Source organism: Psychrobacter aestuarii, from assembly GCF_904846035.1.
GTDB lineage: Bacteria > Pseudomonadota > Gammaproteobacteria > Pseudomonadales > Moraxellaceae > Psychrobacter > Psychrobacter aestuarii.
The window spans coordinates 2,436,001-2,453,613 of record NZ_CAJGYT010000001.1 but is presented as its reverse complement, the minus strand read 5'-3'; the positions used below and the strand labels follow the sequence as shown (position 1 = coordinate 2,453,613).

Below are 17,613 nucleotides of genomic sequence, written 5' to 3'. Positions count from 1 at the left end.
CGCGGGTTGTCTTTTAATCAATACAGCAGAATTTTAATTACGTCACCGCTATCACTTACTGACCATCTAATGTCGCCAAAATGGTCTGTAGTTTTGCCGCTGGGTCGGCAGCCGTGGTAATCGAGCGACCAATCACTAGGTAATCTGAGCCATCGTGCATTGCATCGGCTGGGGTACAGATACGCTTTTGGTCATCGCTGCTGTCTTCAGGCAAACGGATACCGGGCGTGATAAGCTTAAAGTCTTGACCACACAAGGTTTTAAGCGCCTTGGCTTCTTTGGCGGAGCACACCACACCATCTAATCCAGATTGCTTGGTAAGCAACGCCAAACGCTGCACATGCTCATCAAGTGTACCCTGCACACCAATACTGGGCAAAGTGTCTGCACCCATCGAGGTCAATACCGTCACCGCAATCAGCAGCGTATCATAGCCACCATCGACAAGACGCTGCTTAGCAAGAGACATTGCCTGCTCACCAGCAGTAGCATGTACGTTGACCATCCATACCCCAAGCTCGGCTGCTGCCAATACCGCCTGCGCGGTTGTGTTGGGAATATCGTGGAATTTTAAGTCCAAAAATACCTCAAAACCACGACTGTGCAGCTCTTTGACAATTTGAGGACCACAGCGCGTAAACATCTCTTTACCCACTTTCAAGCGGCATAATGCAGGGTCTAGCGTGTCCGCCAATCGCAGCGCGTCATTATAAGTGGTATTGTCCAGCGCGACGATGATGGGTGATGTTACAGTTGTGGTGCTCATAATGTCCTCATAACGGGTGCAGCTCTGACTTATTTCTGTTGACGCATAATCTACAGACGTTTTTCTTTGGTCAAAACTGGTTCGGGGGTGATGTCGGTATGTCCTTCTTGCGCCAATTGCGCCGCTTGGGCTTGGCGATCTAAGGTCTCATGCGCCTGCTCTAGCTGCGTTTGTAGACTGGTATTGAGTTTTTGCAGACGGGCGACTTCCCATTTGTTTTGAAGCACACGGAACAACAGCAATGCTAAAAGTATGCCGATGACAATGCCCAATATCAGACACAGAATCAACAGCAGCCCCAAGTTCATCGCAGGTGCTTGCAAAAATAATAGGTTCACCCCAACTTCTGTATTGTTGGTCAATACCAAGCCAAGCGCATAGGCAAAGCATAAGAATAGAAAAATAAAGAGTAAGGCACGCATAGTTATTATATCCTCAATGGTTTATAGAAATGATAAACCAATCGTGGATATAATCCACTTAGGATTGTAACCCAGCTTGTGCGTTGACCGCCTCACGTAAGGCTTTGCCAGGTTTAAAATGGGGAATCGCTTTGGCAGGTACAGGCACGCTTTCACCCGTTTTCGGATTGCGTCCCAAACGTGCACGGCGGTGATGCAGACAAAAACTGCCGAACCCGCGTACCTCGACTCGACCATCACTGGCAAGTGTATCAATCATCAAATTGATAATTTCGCGCACCGCATCATCAACCACGGTATCGTTGATGTGTTCACAATTGGCACTCAAACTGCTGATAAAATCAGATTTGTTAATCGCTTGTTGCATTATTACGCTGATCCTATTAATTGATGGTTACCACAATATAATGTTTATCTAAAGTTAATAAATAAGCATTATTATTTAATAAAAATACATTAATTTTATAAAAAATGTATAAGTCTTCAAATACTTAGCGCAACATTACATTTCGTTACTCAATAGACAAATGATAGCTCAAATTGAGATAAATAGAAATGAAATTTTTTAGAACTTCGCGTTTATACGCTTTTTTAAGCATTATATAACGCTTAATCGAATATCATCTTATTGTCACATAAGCGGTTACTATAAGCTGTCGTACTATTCATAACTGCTGCTTTACAATCATAAGTTAACCAAGTGTACTAAGCCGTGTTATACGACCTGCTTATCATTTTACGCTTATGAATAGCTATCAGGTATCAAAAACAATAAAAAAAAGCGACCGAAGTCGCTTTTTTTTATTTATCTTATCTCAGCAAAACTTACTGCATTTGCTCTTTGATAAGATCACCAATCGTTTTTGGCTGTGCTTCAGCAGCTTGTGGTGCGTTGCTGCTCAAGTCTTTAATCGCTTGACGCTCTTCAGCTTCGTCTTTTGCTTTGATAGACAAGCTTAGGTTGCGTGATTTGCGATCAACACTGATGATTTTCGCTTCAACGTCGTCACCAACAGACAGATGCTTGGTCGCATCTTCAACGCGGTCACGTTGGATTTCAGAAGCGCGTAGGTAGCCTTCTACGTCGTCAGCAAGTTCGATAACAGCGCCTTTAGCGTCTACTTCTTTCACTTTACCAGTTACTACCGCACCGCGGTCATTGGTAACTAGGTATTCGTTGAAAGGATCAGAGCTTAGTTGCTTGATACCTAGGCTGATACGGTTGGCTTCTGCATCTACAGACAATACCATAGCTTCTACGGTGTCGCCTTTGTTGTAGTTGCGGATAGCGTCTTCACCAGACTCATTCCAAGAGATGTCTGATAGATGCACTAGGCCATCAATACCGCCGTCTAGACCGATAAAGATACCAAAGTCAGTGATTGACTTGATGGTGCCAGTGATTTTGTCACCGCGCTCATGCTTCTTGTCAAACTCATCCCATGGGTTCGCTAGGGTCTGTTTGATACCTAGGCTGATACGACGACGCTCTTCGTCAATATCAAGAATCATCACGTCAACATCGTCGCCCACTTGTACAACTTTTGATGGGTGGATGTTTTTGTTGGTGTGATCCATCTCTGATACGTGTACTAGACCTTCGATACCTTCAGAGATTTCTGCAAAGCAGCCGTAATCGGTTAGATTGGTTACGCGTGCTTTAACGATGCTGCCAACTGGGTAAGTTGCGCCAACGTTATCCCAAGGATCAGTACCTAGCTGTTTTAGACCTAGGCTTACGCGGTTGCGCTCACGGTCAAACTTAAGTACTTTAACTTTAAGGTCTTGACCCACTTCAACAACTTCTGATGGGTGCTTGATGCGGCGCCATGCCATATCAGTGATGTGTAGCAAGCCATCGATGCCACCTAGGTCAACGAACGCGCCGTAATCGGTTAGGTTCTTAACGATACCTTCGATTTCGATGCCTTCTTCAAGCTTGTTCAATAGCTCTTCACGCTCAGCTGAGTTTTCAGCTTCCATAACGGCGCGGCGGCTAACCACAACGTTGTTACGTTTTTGGTCAAGCTTGATAACTTTGAATTCTAGCTCTTTACCTTCTAGATGCGTGGTGTCACGGATAGGACGAACATCAACCAATGAACCTGGTAGGAACGCGCGTACTGAACCCACGTCTACAGTGAAGCCGCCTTTTACTTTGCTTGAAATGATACCTTTAACGATTTCATCATTTTCGTAGATGTTTTCAAGGACATTCCACGTCTCAACGCGCTTGGCTTTTTCGCGTGACAGTAAGGTTTGACCCATACCGTTATCAACCGCTTCAACCACAACGTCAACACTATCGCCAACTTCTACTTCAAGCTCGCCTTCGTCGCTTAAAAACTCTTCACGAGCGACGATGCCTTCAGATTTTAGACCAGTATCTACTGTAATCCAATCGCTATCGATGGCTACAACAGAACCTGTGATGACCGAGCCACGCTCGATATCTAAACCCTGTTCTTCAATGCTCGCTTCAAATAGTTCAGCAAATGATTCCATTATGTCTACCTTTGTATAGCCGTATCCTGTCCAGCACAGTACGGATCAGATTCATGGTGATGACAGATGTGATACTGGTTTTGTATCTGTCATCCCATTTAAAAAAAACGTTTGCTATCAATAAGCTTATCACTTAAGCGCATTCATAGCAGGCGTCTGTACGAAATTATTCACTGCGTCGTCAGAGTGTATAGGCTTTCTTAAAAAAGCCAAGCCCAAAGCTTAGTCTGACAGGTCATGCACTAAAAGCAAATGCCTTTTTGTTGGCAATAGCTTTTTATTTGTGCATAGACCTCATCTGCCGACAATGCAGAGCTGTCTAATAATAGCGCATCGTCCGCTGCTTTTGAGGGCGCAGTACTGCGCTCTTCATCACGGATGTCACGCGATTGGATATTGGTTAAAATCTCCGCCATATCCGCTATTTGCCCTGATGATTGCAACTGCAGTACACGGCGCTCGGCACGAGCCTCGGCACTGGCTGTCAAAAACACTTTGACATCTGCTGCTGGGAACACCACGGTGCCCATATCGCGCCCATCTGCGACCAAGCCTGAACGGGTCGCCATGTCTTGCTGTAGTGCCAATAGCGCTTGGCGCACCTTTGGAAAGACAGCAACTTGTGAGGCATAACCGCCTACAGTTTCATTGCGCACTTCTTGACCAATCAATGTATCGTTAACAACAATATCAACGCGTCCCAAAGATTCACTGGGCGAAAAGCGAATGTCCAAACCCTTGGTCAAAGTCTCTAAAGCGTCTTCGTCAAGCGCTTCTACATCATCAAGCAAGCCTGCTTGCTTTGCTTTTAGACCAACAATGCGATACAGCGCACCTGAGTCAAGCAGCTGATATCCCAAATCTTGTGCCAATCGCCACGCCACAGTCCCCTTGCCTGCGCCACTTGGCCCGTCAATACAAATGACAGGATAGTAAGGCGTATTTGGCTGTGTACGGTCGCTTGATGACACGAGATATCCTATAGTTATCAATAGCTTGATGACTGTCGTCTATCGCTTGCACAAAAAGCAACCACAGACGCGGTCAAATAGGGCAATATTATAGCAAAAAAACCAACCTTTCACCAGTTTTGCCAGAACTATTTTTGTATAGGCTTTAAGCGTATCGCCACAGGATATCATGTGCTATATGCTTGTGTTTACGCACCGTTGCTGCCCGCTCTTACTTCTGCCATGCGTTTTTTATTGGCACGACGAGAGCGAAAAAACGACTGCAACAGATGGGCACTTTTTGCTTGATACAGACCGTGCTGGACATCGATACGATGATTATAAAACGGTTGCTTGGCAAGATTTAGTTGACTGCCCAGCATACCTGCGCGCGGCTCTTGGGTTGCGTATACCACCCTTTTGACCCGAGCATGAATCAGCGCACCCATACACATGGTACATGGCTCAAGCGTCACATACAGCGTGGTATTTTCAGGCAGGCGGTAGTTGTGTATATTCTGGCAGGCGTTTCTGATTGCCACGATTTCGGCGTGCGCCGTCGCGTCATGGCGGCTGATTGGTGCATTATAGCCCTGACCAATCACTTTGCCATCGTGCACCAGCAGCGCGCCTACGGGTACTTCTTCTTTGCCTGCGCCAAGTTTTGCTTGCTCTAGCGCTTGCTGCATCCAGCGAGCATCATCTAGCGTCCAGAATGATAAGGTAGACCAATCAGTACTGTCCAAAGAATACGGCACATATAAAGGCGAGTATCTCATAGTGGACAGTTACACCAGTTGCCAATCAATCGGCGCTTTGCCGTGCTGCTGCAAATAGTCGTTGGTCTTTGAAAATGGCTTACTGCCAAAGAAGCCGCCACGATTGGCAGCAAGTGGTGACGGGTGCACAGCAGTTAAAATCAGATGTTTGTCTGTGTCGATATATTTGCCCTTTTTCTGCGCCTTACTGCCCCACAAAATAAATACCGTATGCTCCGTCTGCTCATTAATCACGTCAATAACGGCATCGGTAAACACTTCCCAGCCTTGGTTTTGGTGGCTGTTCGGCATGCCTTCTTGTACAGTGAGCGAGCTGTTAAGCAGCAGTACGCCCTGCTCCGCCCAATGGGTTAAGTCGCCATGTTTTGGATATTGCGTACCGATATCGTCCGCCATTTCCTTTAGAATGTTGTTGAGTGATGGCGGCTTTGGGATGGCTTTAGGCACAGAAAATGACAAACCCATTGCTTGTCCTGCACCGTGATACGGGTCTTGACCCAAAATGACCACTTTTACCTTGGACAATGGGGTCAAGTTAAAAGCGTTGAACATCAGATGTGCAGGTGGGAATACAGCGTGTTCGGACTTATACGCGTCCTTTAAAAAGTTGCGCAGATTGTCCATATTCTCCGAGGTCAGCTCATCGGCGAGTGCCTGCTTCCAGTCGTCTGGCAAGCGTACGTTGTCTAGAATGGCTTGTTTTTGTGCGTCGGTTTTTTGTGATGTCTCTTGAGTGTCAAAGAGCTGCATAAATTGGCTACCTTATTATTATAAAATGTGGGACAAGCGTTTGTCCTGTATCAGGGCGCAGATGTGTTGTCGGTCTGTAAGACCGACACAGATTTCACGCCACACGGTTTATTTTGATATTGTAACAATAATCGCTGGCAAACCACAGCAACAACAAATCTGCTTCTACAAATCCATACACAGCGCCTATCAAAGACTTATGCTTGCTCACAAAAAAACGACCACCGTAGTGATCGTTTTATTTATTAGAACAACAGATTGAACAATAAGCACATATCGCTCAAAAAAGATTAGCTGGCAAGCGACTCTGAATCTGAGCGCGGCTCGTGTGTCTCAACCACAGTCAGAATGATTTTGCTTGGATCATCTATTTTCGTCTCTTTAGCAGCATCGCTATTGTCATTTTCATCAGCCAAGGTCACGTGAACCACGCCACCATTGACCAACTCCCCGAACAAAATCATGTTCGCAAGCGGCTTTTTGATTTCGTTTTGAATCAAGCGCTGCATCGGACGCGCACCCATCAGACGGTCGTAGCCTTTGTCTGCCAAGTAATCACGCACCGCATCGTCAATCTCTAGCGTCACCTGCTTGTCATCAAGCTGCGCTTGTAACTCAACCAAGAACTTGTCGACCACAGACACTACCACCGTAGTATCTAGCGGGTTAAAGTGGATGGTCGCATCCAGACGGTTACGGAACTCAGGAGTAAAGACGCGTTTGAGCGCATCGGTATTGTCGCGGCTGTGGTCTTGCTGCGTAAAGCCCATCGATGAGCGGCTGATATTCTCCGCGCCCACGTTGGTAGTCATGATTAAAATGACCTGCTTAAAGCTGGCAATACGTCCGTTATTGTCCGTGAGCGTACCGTGATCCATAACTTGTAGCAACAAGTTGAACACATCAGGATGCGCCTTTTCAATCTCATCGAGCAACAATACGCAATGCGGATGCTGATTGATTTTTTCGGTCAACAGGCCACCTTGGTCAAAGCCCACATAGCCTGGAGGCGCACCAATCAAGCGTGAGGCGGTGTGCGCTTCCATATACTCTGACATATCAAAACGCACCAGCTCGACGCCGAGCAGTTTGGCCAGTTGACGTGAGACTTCTGTTTTACCCACACCCGTTGGTCCTGCAAACATAAACGAACCAATAGGTTTATCAGGTGCTTTTAGACCCGCGCGTGACAATTTAATCGCGTCGGCAAGCGTATCAATCGCTTCGTCTTGACCAAAGACCAGACGTTTTAGGTCACGGTCTAGATGCTCAAGGATGCTCTTATCATCAGTCGATACAGATTTTGGCGGAATGCGTGCAAGCTTTGCCACGATGGCTTCGATATCGCCGACACCAATGGTCACTGCAGGCTGTTTTTTGCCTTCGTCTTTGCCATTTTTATTGAGTATTGGCGTCTGTATGCTTTGCTCATCCACGTGATCAGCGTCATCGTCGCTCTCAAAATCGGTCTCCAGCTCTTCAATAAAGGTGTCTTCTGCCTTAATGTCATCGGCATCAGGTATGACGCCCAATCGCTTGTACGCGCCTGCTTCGTCAATCACATCAATCGCCTTATCGGGCAAGAAGCGCTCGTGTACATATTTGACCGACAGTTCAACTGCGCTGACCAAGGCCTCATCGGTGTATTCCACATTATGAAAGTCTTCATAGCGTGATTTAAGTCCGCGCAAAATGTCGATACTGTCTTCGATGCTCGGTTCTTTGATGTCAATTTTTTGGAAGCGACGTGACAACGCATGGTCTTTTTCAAACACCTGACGGTATTCAGTAAAGGTCGTTGAGCCAACACAGCGCAGCTCACCGTTTGCAAGCGCAGGTTTGATTAGGTTCGACACATCCATGCTGCTGCTCATAGACGAGCCCGCACCGATAATCATGTGAATCTCATCAATAAATAAAATCGCATTGGGCTTGTCTTTTAGCGCATCCAGCAAGGATTTCATACGCTTTTCAAAGTCGCCGCGATATTTGGTGCCTGCAATCAATGCCCCGATATCAAGGCTATAAATCACGCAGCCGCTGAGTGGCTTTGGCGCTTTGTCATTGATAATCAGCCATGCCAGACCTTCGGCAATAGAGGTTTTACCCACACCAGGCTCGCCCACCAGCAACGGATTGTTTTTACGGCGACGGCATAAGACTTGGGCGGTACGCTCAATCTCAGACCCGCGCCCGATAAGTGGATCCGTTTTCCCTTCAGCGGCGCGCTGGTTAAGATTGGTCGCGTATTCCACCAATGGGTCTTTACCTGTCTTTTCTGAGCCAGCGGCGCGGCGCTCCCCTGTCATTGAAGCACGCGGCTCGACCGATTCGGCTTTGTCCTGACCGTGTGACAAGTATTGTGTCAGCTCAAGACGGCTGATGCCTTGCTTTTTAAGCAAATACACCGCATAGGTGTCATGCTCTGAAAACATAGACACTAAGATGTCTGAGCCTTCGACCAAACGCCCACCACCAATAGACTGTACGTGAAAAATCGCGCGCTGCAAGATACGGTCAAAGCTTTGCGTCGGTTGTGGCGACTGCTCCATATCTTCATCAATGGTTGGGGTATGCTTGGTAATATAATCCTCAAGTTCGGTACGCAAGCTTGAAATATTGGCGTTGCAAGCCGTCAAAGTATTGGCGGCGTGCGTATTTTCAAGGAGTGCCAATAGCAAATGCTCGACAGTCAAATATTCATGCGACTTTTGACGCGCAAGTGTCATTGCCAAACGCAAGGAGACTTCAAGATGACGACTTAACATAACAAATTCCTACGGTTAGACCTGTTTTATCTTTTGATAATTTTTTAAATCATTATTCACTAAATCAGGGCAATCCATGCATTGTTCAAGAGCAAAACGCGCTTTATCACATCACCCAACAAAATAGATAAACTGCTGATACCTTCATATCAACATGAACCATAACGATAGTCAATCTACCAACACGTACCAAAATGTATCTGATGCGCATCTGACAACCCAAGCGCACTGACAGATAACGAGAAAATATAAGCACGCAGGGCGCGTATGACAAAAGATAATACAGGGATAAGCAGCTCAATCAGCACGGGCTACAGTGATATGAGGATTAAAAAATAAGATAAGGGCTTAAGAGAAGTACAGGCAGGCTGGCACCAGTCATCTGCTGATGCCAAAAAATCTGAATATAAAAGTATGAGGTAGAAAAAAAGAATTTATTCGCCTTGATGCGGCTCGATTTGCGTCAATAGCGGATAACCTTCGCGGTGCGCTAGGCTGTTGACCTTTTTGGCCTTGGTCTCGGCGATGTCTTTGGGATAAATACCCGCAGTGCCTTTGCCAGAATTGTGAATATTCAGCATAATTTGAACGGCGGTATCCATATCATGACGGAACTCTGACTGTAGCACATACACCACAAACTCCATTGGCGTATAGTTGTCATTGTACATCACCACCGCATACATCGGCGGTTTTGCCAGTTCAGGCTCAGCGACCATCACATCCGTTTGCGGTGTGGCTTTGGTATCGTGATCGTCCTCTTGCGCCCGATGCCCAGCGGGAATGTGGGGAATATGCCAGTCACAGGTGATCGGCACTATGTCGGTTCGTATCGGCTGTGTCATAACAAAACATCAATCATTAAAAGTGAATGAAAAATCGTAGAAGCTTGGGCGCCTCATTATACTGAGTACGGACGCCATATGTAGCGCAGCGCCCTACTGCCTTACGGCGTCACAGGGTCGTCGCTCACCTCTGGCAAATCAATCAACGACAGCGGCATATTATCGACCATACCGCCCAGCTTCCAATCGTACAGCTGCGTGACGGTATCATCGCCCGATTTTAGTACCAGTTTGACTTGTAATGGCTTAAAGCCTTTTGGCATCATAAAACGCCCGCGAATGCGCTCAATACCTTGTATCAGATAGCGTGACGTCTCAAGCGGCACATCGATAAACTCATCGCGGTTTTGCAAACTTAAACTGACTGATAATGGCTTGGCTTTGTTATCATCGCCCAGCATCGCCACATCAAAACCATATTCAAAGGCATTTTCAGGCAGTGGACTGATTTTAGCGCCCACCACTTGTAGCGGCATGCCGCCTGCCTCAATGATGAAGTCTTGATACACGCTGTTTAGCTGCGCCACTTTGCGGCTCTCAATGCGCGTCTGTTGCTCGCTTTTTTGTACTGCTTGGATATTGTTCAGACTGATTTCCAGCTCTTGCTTGGCAGCTTTGGTTTGTTCAGTCATGGTTTTATTGCTGCGGCGCAACTCCTCTAACTCATTACTCGCCACCTTACTGCTTTTTAGCGCCTGTTCTGCCTCTGATTGCAGCACGTAGTAGCCGCGCTGATAGCCAATCTTGTGTCCGATAAAGGCTGCAACCAAGGCGCTGGTCAATATCGCAATGACGAACAGTAACAATACTCCTGTACTTGCACCGCGCTGGCGGGCATGAGGGGTCTGAATGGCGCGCACAGACGTATCGGCTGGGCGTGGCAATCGTGCTGGCTGCAAAAGCAAGCAAGGGGCAGTCTTAACACGCATGAAGGCAGTATCTCTTAACAAAAAAGGCGAGGCATTATAACGGAAATCAAGGACAATACCTAGCGGCGCGCTGTAAGCAAGCATGCCCGACCGTAACGCTTGTGTAAGCTTGGCACCGCCAGTATTGGGTGTATACAGTCTAAGGCACGATGGGCGCAAAGTTCAGACCCAGCGTCTCATCAAAGCCGAGCATCACGTTCATATTTTGTACCGCTTGACCTGCAGCACCCTTGACAAGGTTGTCTTGTACGACCAAAACCGTCAACTCAGCGCGGTCGTTGTTTTGATACACCGCAATACGCAAACGGTTGCTGGCGCGCACGCTACGGGTATCAGGATAAATGCCTGTTGGCAAGACATCAAGGAATACTTCGTCTGCATAGCTGTCTTCAAATGCTTGCTGCCAGTCCACTGCTTTACCAGCATCGGTCAGCTCTAAGTGAATTGAGCTGTACATACCACGAATCATCGGTACCAAATGCGGCAAAAAGCGCACACGCTGCGTAAACTGACTCTCAAGCAAAATATTGATGCCCTGCTCAATCTCAGGCAAGTGTCTGTGACCAGTTACCCCGTAGGCTTCAAAGTTGTCTGACGTCTCAGCATAGTTCAATGCCAGCTTTGCTTGTCTGCCTGCACCTGATACGCCAGACTTGGCATCGACAATGATACGCTCATCAATAAGACGGGTATTTTTTGCGTTTTGTGCCTCAATGATAGGCTTTAAGCCCAAAATTGCAGTGGTGGGATAACAGCCAGGGTTACCGACCAAGTTGGCATTACGCAGCTTGTCACGGCTCACTTCAGGGATGCCATATACGGCTGATTTTAGCAGCTCAGGACAGGCGTGCTGCTGCTGATACCACTGCTCAAACTCTACAAGCGATTGCAGACGAAAATCCGCCGCCAAATCAATCACTTTAACGCCAGCTTGAGTCAAGGCTTCTGCCTGCTGCATCGCCACGCCGTGCGGAGTCGCAAAAAACACCACATCGCACTTTTGCAGCGCATTTAGTGTGTCATCGCCAAGGTCGCTGAACACGATGTCTGAGATACCGCGCAGACTCGGAAAAATCTGGTCAGCGCGGGTGCCTGCGTGACTGCGTGAGGTCAATAAATCAACAGATACCTTAGGATGTGACGACAATAGGCGAATAAGCTCAACACCGGTGTAGCCCGTTCCACCAACAATAGCAACTGAAATCATAAGGTATCCTTTATAAAAATTATCGTGATATAAAACGTCAATACGCGTCTGTATTACAGCGCGTACTCATGTACCGCATCAATAAAGACTTTGGCATGCTCAGGGTTGACCCACTGCGTGATACCGTGTCCAAGGTTTGCCACGTAGCCTGTCTTATCACCCAAAGCATAAGCACTGTCTAACATAGATTTAACCTCAGCGCGAATGGTCTCAGGTGAGCCGTACAGGGTTGCAGGATCCAAATTGCCCTGAATCGCCTTGCTGCGCTGAATCTTTTTGTGCTGCTTGGTCAGCTGACGCTGGCGCTCGGTTAGAATCTTGCGCGCGCGGTCAAGCGGCATGGTCCAATCTAAGCCCAAAGCATCGGCATCGCTCTCCGCCTGTACGTCCAGCCACAAACCGCCACCTTTGGTAAATAATACCACAGGTACTGTCGGATGACGCAGCTTCAACGCACTGACAATGCGCTGGTTATACGCATGTGAAAACTCAATAAACTGACGATGACCGAGCGCCCCGCCCCAGCTGTCAAAAATCTGTACCACTTGCGCGCCTGCAACAATCTGCGCATCCAAGTAATCGGTTACTGCAACGGTCAGTTTTTCAAGCAATTGATGCAAAAATTCAGGCTTGTTGTACAACATCTCTTTGGTATAGCGATAATCTTTTGAGCTGCCACCCTCGACCATATAGGTCGCCAGCGTCCAAGGACTGCCTGAAAACCCAAACAGCGGCACTTGACCATTCAGCTCTTTACGAATGCTGGTCACAGCGCGCATAACATAATCGAGTGAATCATTCACATCGAGTGTCGGCAACTGCTCAAGGTCTGACTGGCGACGTACCGTGTACTTAAACTTTGGCCCCTCGCCTGTCTCAAAGTACAGACCCAAACCCATCGCATCTGGAATGGTCAAGATGTCGCTGAACAAAATCGCGGCATCTAAGTCATAACGGCGTAATGGCTGCAGCGTCACTTCGGTCGCGCGGGCGGTATCGCGGCACAGACTCATAAAGTCGCCTGCTTCAGCGCGGGTCGCCTTATATTCAGGTAAATAGCGCCCTGCTTGGCGCATCATCCACACAGGGGTGGTGTCCACTGGTTCAAAACGCAGTGCCCGAAGCAATCTGTCATTTTTGAGTGGGGCAAACTTATGCTGCGGGGCCTGAGTGGTACCTGAGACGCTCATGCTCAAATCTCCGAATAAAGAAAAAACAAAGGCGGTGGCATCTGACAATCATCATCACACCACCACCAAGGATAACGGGCTTAAATAGACAGTGCTAAGTTGTCGCGGTGTACCATCACCACACGCTCTTCGCTACCGCCTAAAATACGATCAAACTGCTCAGTACGCTCACGCGCCACGCGGCGGGCTTCGGGCGCAGAAAAGTTCACCTGACCGACGGCCAAACGCTCGCCTGTGTCTTGATGAACCATCTCAACCACATCACCTTCGTCAAAGTCGCCACGCACTTCGACCACACCCACAGGCAGGAGGCTCTTATTGTGCTCAATCACCGCGCGTGCCGCACCTGCATCAATAATCAAAGTGCCTGCCATACGCAAATGGGCAGCAAGCCACTGTTTACGGGCAATGATTTTGTCCGTGTCATTGGTGGTCAGTAGTGTGCCGACCGCCTCGCCATCGACCACGCGTGTAATCACATCATCAATAGCGCCGCTGACAATTACGGTTGGACAGCCGCCCATCGCCGCCAGACGACCTGCACGGATTTTGGTCAGCATGCCGCCGCGTCCTAACTTGCCGCCATCGCCTGCAATATCAAACAGATAGTCGGCCATCGCACGCTCTTGACGAATCATTTTGGCATCAGGGTTGTTGCGCGGGTTGTCGGTAAACACCCCTTCTTGGTCGGTCAAAATAATATATAAATCTGCATGTACCATGGCCGCTGCCATCGCGCCCAAGGTGTCATTATCACCGAACTTAATTTCATCAATAGTAATAGTATCGTTTTCATTGATGACTGGCAATACATGCCAATCAAGCAATTGGGTCAACGCACCTGTGGTGTTCAAATAACGGCGGCGGTTCGATAAGTCATCGTGCGTCAGTAGCAGCTGGGCGCTGTGCACACCATGCTGTATCAATGCTGACCACCACGTCTCAATCAAACCCATCTGCCCGATAGAGGCACAGGCTTGCAGCGCTTGCAATTTTTTGGGACGCTCTTCTAGATTCATGCGTACCACGCCTTCGGCAACCGCGCCTGAGGACACCAAGAGCACTTCCATACCTTGGTTGTGCAGCTTGGCAATTTGTTTTGCCCATTCATAGATTGCGGTACGGTCAAGACCGCGTCCATTGTTGGTCAACAATGACGAGCCTATCTTAACAATGACGCGTTTGATATCAAAATTGCGCTTTTGCTTTACAAAGCGTGCATCATCATGAATCTCATCAATGGACTGTTCCGTATCATCTGCCATAAAAACTCCTGTATATTATGTCGAACGTTCTAAGAAAAAAAATAAAACAAATATCAGCACACAAGCGCTGATGCCCTATTTAGGGTCATTACAAACAACGACCCGCTATAGAAGAAGACCTCACTATAGCAAGCGTTGGCTGCGGTTTATTATTACTGTTGTATGTCTTACGTTAATGTACGATTAGTAAGGGGCGTAAACCACTTCGACATCACTGTCATCATCGTCATCAAAATCATCGTCGTCAGTGCCTTCACGCTGTGCGCGGCGTGCAGCACGGTAGGCTTCTTTTTGTGCTTCGGTATTGTGGCGCACTTCAGCTTCCAAACGCTCAAAGCGGGCTTTTTGCGCGGCGGCAAAATCAGGGTCTTCTTCTTCGCGCTCACGCTCAAGCTCAATCTCGTTCATCAGATAGTACTTGACCGCATCAACCCCGTCCCCTGTTAAGGTAGAAGTGCGGAACACTTCGCCTGTCCATTCAAGCTCAGCGACAATGCGCTCACACACCTCATCGACTTCTTCATCAAGCAGCTGGTCGATTTTGTTCAATACCAAAATCTGCGGCAAGTTGGCAAGCTCTGGTGAAAAACGCGCCAGCTCGTTCAAAATCACGCGAGCATTATCCACAGGATTGCTGCCATCAATCGGCTGCACATCAACCACGTGCAACAGGCGGCGGGTACGCGCCACGTGCTTTAAAAAGCGAATGCCAAGACCTGCGCCGTCCGATGCGCCTTCAATCAAACCTGGAATATCCGCCATCACAAACGAGCGGTGACGACCGATATCCACCACGCCAAGGTTGGGGACGATGGTAGTGAATGGATAGTCGGCAACTTTAGGCTTGGCAGCCGATACTTGACGGATGAATGTCGATTTGCCCGCATTTGGCAAGCCAATCAAGCCCACATCTGCCACGACTTTAAGCTCAAGTTTTAATACTTTTAGCTCACCTTCAAAACCTGAGGTCGCCTTTCTAGGCGCTTGGTTGGTAGAGCTTTTAAAATGGGTGTTGCCCAGTCCGCCATCGCCGCCTTTAGCGACCAATAGCTTTTGACCAATCTCTGTCATGTCACCGATAACCTCATCGGTTTCGGTATCGATGACGGTAGTACCGATGGGTACAGGCAACAAGATGTCTGCCGCGCCTTTGCCAGAACAGTTTTTGCTCTGACCATTTTCACCGCGCTTGGCATCATAACGGCGGGTATAACGGTAGTCGACCAAGGTATTGGTGTTGTCATCGGCAATCACATACACATCGCCGCCACTACCACCGTCACCACCATCAGGCCCACCACGTGGGACGTATTTTTCTCGGCGAAAACTGACGATACCATTACCCCCGTCACCTGCTTTTACCGTTACGACGGCTTCATCAATAAATCGCATATTACGTTCCTCGGGTTACTGTCTAAATTACGAATCCTATCACGACAACAGCACCCGATAACCACACAGACTATCGGGTGCTGTACGCCATACTCATGCTATTACTAGCTTATCACGATATATGGTTGCGACCAGCGCATTATACCAGTTAGGCTGGTACTTGCGTATAACGGATGCCCGCCATTTGTGTGGCCACGCGAAGTACTTGCGTGCTGTAGCCCACTTCATTATCATACCAGATATATACGGTCGCATGGTTGTCGGTCACGATGGTGGCTTGTGCATCGACGATACCCACGTGCTTGGTACCAACAAAATCGGTCGATACCGCTTCAGTTGAGTCGGTATAGGCGATTTGTGATTGCCATGCGCTGCTGTTTGCCATTTTACGCAAGAAGGCGTTTAGGGCATCTGCACTCTCAGGCGCGGTATTTAGGTTTAGGTTCAAAATTGCAAGGCTGACGTTTGGCGTTGGTACGCGAATCGCATTGCCTGTCAGTTTGCCGCCAAGCTCAGGCAATGCTTTGCCAACCGCTTTGGCTGCGCCAGTGCTGGTGATGACCATGTTCAATACCGCACTGCGACCACGGCGGTCAGCTTTATGGTAATTGTCAATCAAGTTTTGGTCATTGGTGAATGAGTGGATGGTCTCAACGTGACCGTTTTCAATACCAAACTCATCGTTCAATACTTTTAGCGTTGGTGTGATGGCGTTGGTGGTGCAGCTTGCCGCACTGACGATGGTGTCGTCACCGATGGTGTCATTATTCACGCCGTACACCACGTTTTTAATCTCGCCGCCAGCAGGCGCAGTTAGCAATACTTTTTGCACGCCTTTTGACTGCAAATGCTTGCCAAGACCTGCTTCGTCTTTCCACTTACCTGTGTTGTCAATCACAACCGCATTATCGATGCCATAAGCGGTGTAGTCGATTTCACTTGGGTCATTGGCATAAATCACTTGCACAAAACGACCATTGATGATGATGCCGTTGTTTTCTTCATCAACACGGATACCGCCGCTAAAGCTGCCGTGGATTGAATCACGCTCAAGCAGTGAAGCACGCTTTGCCAAATCGCCTGCCGCTGCTGGGCGTACGACGATGGCTTTTAGCTGTAGACCTTTGCTGCTTGATGCTTGTGACAATAGCAAACGGGTTAGGATACGACCGATACGACCAAAGCCGTACAATACGATGTCCGTGGCTTCGTTTTGCGCAGATGCGTCGCTAGCTACGTTTTGTAGCGCAGCGTTTAGGTCGCCTTCATTGACGGTCAGTTGACCTGCGTCTACGCGCAGTGCGGTCACATCTGACTCAGCCAATACTTTTGCAATCGCAAGCGTGTCTTCGATAGTTACCGCTTTTGCGTCAGCGTCGCGCGCTGCTGATTTTTGATGCAGGGCCAATACGTTGTCTACTGACGTGGTGTCTAGAGGTTCGCCAAACAAGGTTACTTGTACATCTTTTTCGTTATATAGCTTGTTGAGCAAAGCAATCAATTCAATCGCTTGTTGCTCTTGACGGTTATAGTCAGTGAGGTGGTCTTGATGTAGTTTGCGTAAGGTTTCAGCTTGGCTCACGAGAAACATCCTTATGGTCAATAAAATGGGCGTCGATAAAAACAATCAAACGAAGCGTAAACAAAAATGATGGTTTGCAAGCACTTGGTATCTGCGAGCCTTATCGCTCACCCTATGCCGCAAAATCGTTTTAGATTCTAGCCTAAAACATACTATTTTGCCAGTCATAACCCCATTTACGGGGTAATATCGATACGATAATGACAAGGGTGAAATAAAAAAACGGCATAAAAGCGCGACTTGGGTGTCAGCAAGCTTTTAGG

15 protein-coding genes are annotated in these 17,613 nt (G+C 48.0%); all 15 read right to left on the bottom strand.

Annotated features, from left to right (window positions below; all coding sequences use genetic code 11):
- Positions 1-55: 55 nt before the first annotated feature.
- Complete coding sequence (gene pyrF, locus JMW05_RS10525) at positions 56-766, bottom strand: orotidine-5'-phosphate decarboxylase (protein ID WP_201505207.1); 711 nt, start codon at positions 764-766, stop codon at positions 56-58.
- Positions 767-816: 50 nt separating this feature from the next.
- Positions 817-1,188 (bottom strand): lipopolysaccharide assembly protein LapA domain-containing protein, encoded by a 372-nt coding sequence (locus JMW05_RS10520; RefSeq protein ID WP_201505206.1) that lies wholly within the window; start codon positions 1,186-1,188, stop codon positions 817-819.
- A 58-nt stretch (positions 1,189-1,246) separates the two neighbouring features.
- Positions 1,247-1,555, bottom strand: coding sequence for an integration host factor subunit beta (locus JMW05_RS10515; protein ID WP_201505205.1), 309 nt, complete (start codon positions 1,553-1,555; stop codon positions 1,247-1,249).
- 458 nt (positions 1,556-2,013) lie between these two features.
- Positions 2,014-3,696 carry a 30S ribosomal protein S1 gene (gene rpsA, locus JMW05_RS10510; protein WP_201505630.1) on the bottom strand — a complete coding sequence of 561 codons (1,683 nt, stop codon included), beginning with the start codon at positions 3,694-3,696 and terminating at the stop codon, positions 2,014-2,016.
- Between the two features lie 239 nt (positions 3,697-3,935).
- The gene (cmk, locus tag JMW05_RS10505; RefSeq protein WP_201505204.1) at positions 3,936-4,664 is read right to left on the bottom strand and encodes a (d)CMP kinase; all 729 of its coding nucleotides are present in this window, start codon (positions 4,662-4,664) and stop codon (positions 3,936-3,938) included.
- 188 nt (positions 4,665-4,852) lie between these two features.
- Positions 4,853-5,422, bottom strand: a complete 570-nt coding sequence (gene tadA, locus JMW05_RS10500; RefSeq protein WP_201505203.1) for a tRNA adenosine(34) deaminase TadA — start codon at positions 5,420-5,422, stop codon at positions 4,853-4,855.
- 9 nt (positions 5,423-5,431) lie between these two features.
- Positions 5,432-6,172 carry a uracil-DNA glycosylase gene (locus JMW05_RS10495; protein WP_201505202.1) on the bottom strand — a complete coding sequence of 247 codons (741 nt, stop codon included), beginning with the start codon at positions 6,170-6,172 and terminating at the stop codon, positions 5,432-5,434.
- A 290-nt stretch (positions 6,173-6,462) separates the two neighbouring features.
- The gene (clpA, locus tag JMW05_RS10490; RefSeq protein WP_201505201.1) at positions 6,463-8,940 is read right to left on the bottom strand and encodes an ATP-dependent Clp protease ATP-binding subunit ClpA; all 2,478 of its coding nucleotides are present in this window, start codon (positions 8,938-8,940) and stop codon (positions 6,463-6,465) included.
- A gap of 434 nt (positions 8,941-9,374) precedes the next feature.
- Complete coding sequence (locus JMW05_RS10485) at positions 9,375-9,758, bottom strand: ATP-dependent Clp protease adaptor ClpS (RefSeq protein WP_227691510.1); 384 nt, start codon at positions 9,756-9,758, stop codon at positions 9,375-9,377.
- Positions 9,759-9,886: 128 nt separating this feature from the next.
- The gene (locus tag JMW05_RS10480; RefSeq protein ID WP_201505199.1) at positions 9,887-10,714 is read right to left on the bottom strand and encodes a hypothetical protein; all 828 of its coding nucleotides are present in this window, start codon (positions 10,712-10,714) and stop codon (positions 9,887-9,889) included.
- A 139-nt stretch (positions 10,715-10,853) separates the two neighbouring features.
- Positions 10,854-11,921 (bottom strand): N-acetyl-gamma-glutamyl-phosphate reductase, encoded by a 1,068-nt coding sequence (gene argC / locus JMW05_RS10475; protein ID WP_201505198.1) that lies wholly within the window; start codon positions 11,919-11,921, stop codon positions 10,854-10,856.
- Positions 11,922-11,974: 53 nt separating this feature from the next.
- On the bottom strand, positions 11,975-13,111 hold the full coding sequence (gene hemE / locus JMW05_RS10470) for a uroporphyrinogen decarboxylase (protein ID WP_201505197.1): 1,137 nt from the start codon (positions 13,109-13,111) through the stop codon (positions 11,975-11,977).
- An 80-nt stretch (positions 13,112-13,191) separates the two neighbouring features.
- Entirely contained in the window at positions 13,192-14,376 is a 1,185-nt protein-coding gene (proB, locus tag JMW05_RS10465; protein WP_201505196.1) for a glutamate 5-kinase, read from the bottom strand.
- 183 nt (positions 14,377-14,559) lie between these two features.
- Positions 14,560-15,768 (bottom strand): Obg family GTPase CgtA, encoded by a 1,209-nt coding sequence (gene cgtA, locus JMW05_RS10460; protein ID WP_201505195.1) that lies wholly within the window; start codon positions 15,766-15,768, stop codon positions 14,560-14,562.
- 148 nt (positions 15,769-15,916) lie between these two features.
- Entirely contained in the window at positions 15,917-17,359 is a 1,443-nt protein-coding gene (locus tag JMW05_RS10455) for a glyceraldehyde-3-phosphate dehydrogenase (RefSeq protein ID WP_201505194.1), read from the bottom strand.
- Positions 17,360-17,613: the final 254 nt, after the last annotated feature.

Excerpts from the sequence above, each read along its gene's own strand:
- JMW05_RS10455 (WP_201505194.1), bottom strand. The coding sequence starts at position 17,359 with ATGTTTCTCGTGAGCCAAGCTGAAACCTTACGCAAACTACATCAAGAC.
- JMW05_RS10480 (WP_201505199.1), bottom strand. The coding sequence starts at position 10,714 with ATGCGTGTTAAGACTGCCCCTTGCTTGCTTTTGCAGCCAGCACGATTG.
- tadA (WP_201505203.1), bottom strand. The coding sequence starts at position 5,422 with ATGAGATACTCGCCTTTATATGTGCCGTATTCTTTGGACAGTACTGAT.
- JMW05_RS10495 (WP_201505202.1), bottom strand. The coding sequence starts at position 6,172 with ATGCAGCTCTTTGACACTCAAGAGACATCACAAAAAACCGACGCACAA.
- cgtA (WP_201505195.1), bottom strand. The coding sequence starts at position 15,768 with ATGCGATTTATTGATGAAGCCGTCGTAACGGTAAAAGCAGGTGACGGG.
- hemE (WP_201505197.1), bottom strand. The coding sequence starts at position 13,111 with ATGAGCGTCTCAGGTACCACTCAGGCCCCGCAGCATAAGTTTGCCCCA.
- proB (WP_201505196.1), bottom strand. The coding sequence starts at position 14,376 with ATGGCAGATGATACGGAACAGTCCATTGATGAGATTCATGATGATGCA.
- JMW05_RS10520 (WP_201505206.1), bottom strand. The coding sequence starts at position 1,188 with ATGCGTGCCTTACTCTTTATTTTTCTATTCTTATGCTTTGCCTATGCG.
- JMW05_RS10515 (WP_201505205.1), bottom strand. The coding sequence starts at position 1,555 with ATGCAACAAGCGATTAACAAATCTGATTTTATCAGCAGTTTGAGTGCC.
- pyrF (WP_201505207.1), bottom strand. The coding sequence starts at position 766 with ATGAGCACCACAACTGTAACATCACCCATCATCGTCGCGCTGGACAAT.
- argC (WP_201505198.1), bottom strand. The coding sequence starts at position 11,921 with ATGATTTCAGTTGCTATTGTTGGTGGAACGGGCTACACCGGTGTTGAG.
- clpA (WP_201505201.1), bottom strand. The coding sequence starts at position 8,940 with ATGTTAAGTCGTCATCTTGAAGTCTCCTTGCGTTTGGCAATGACACTT.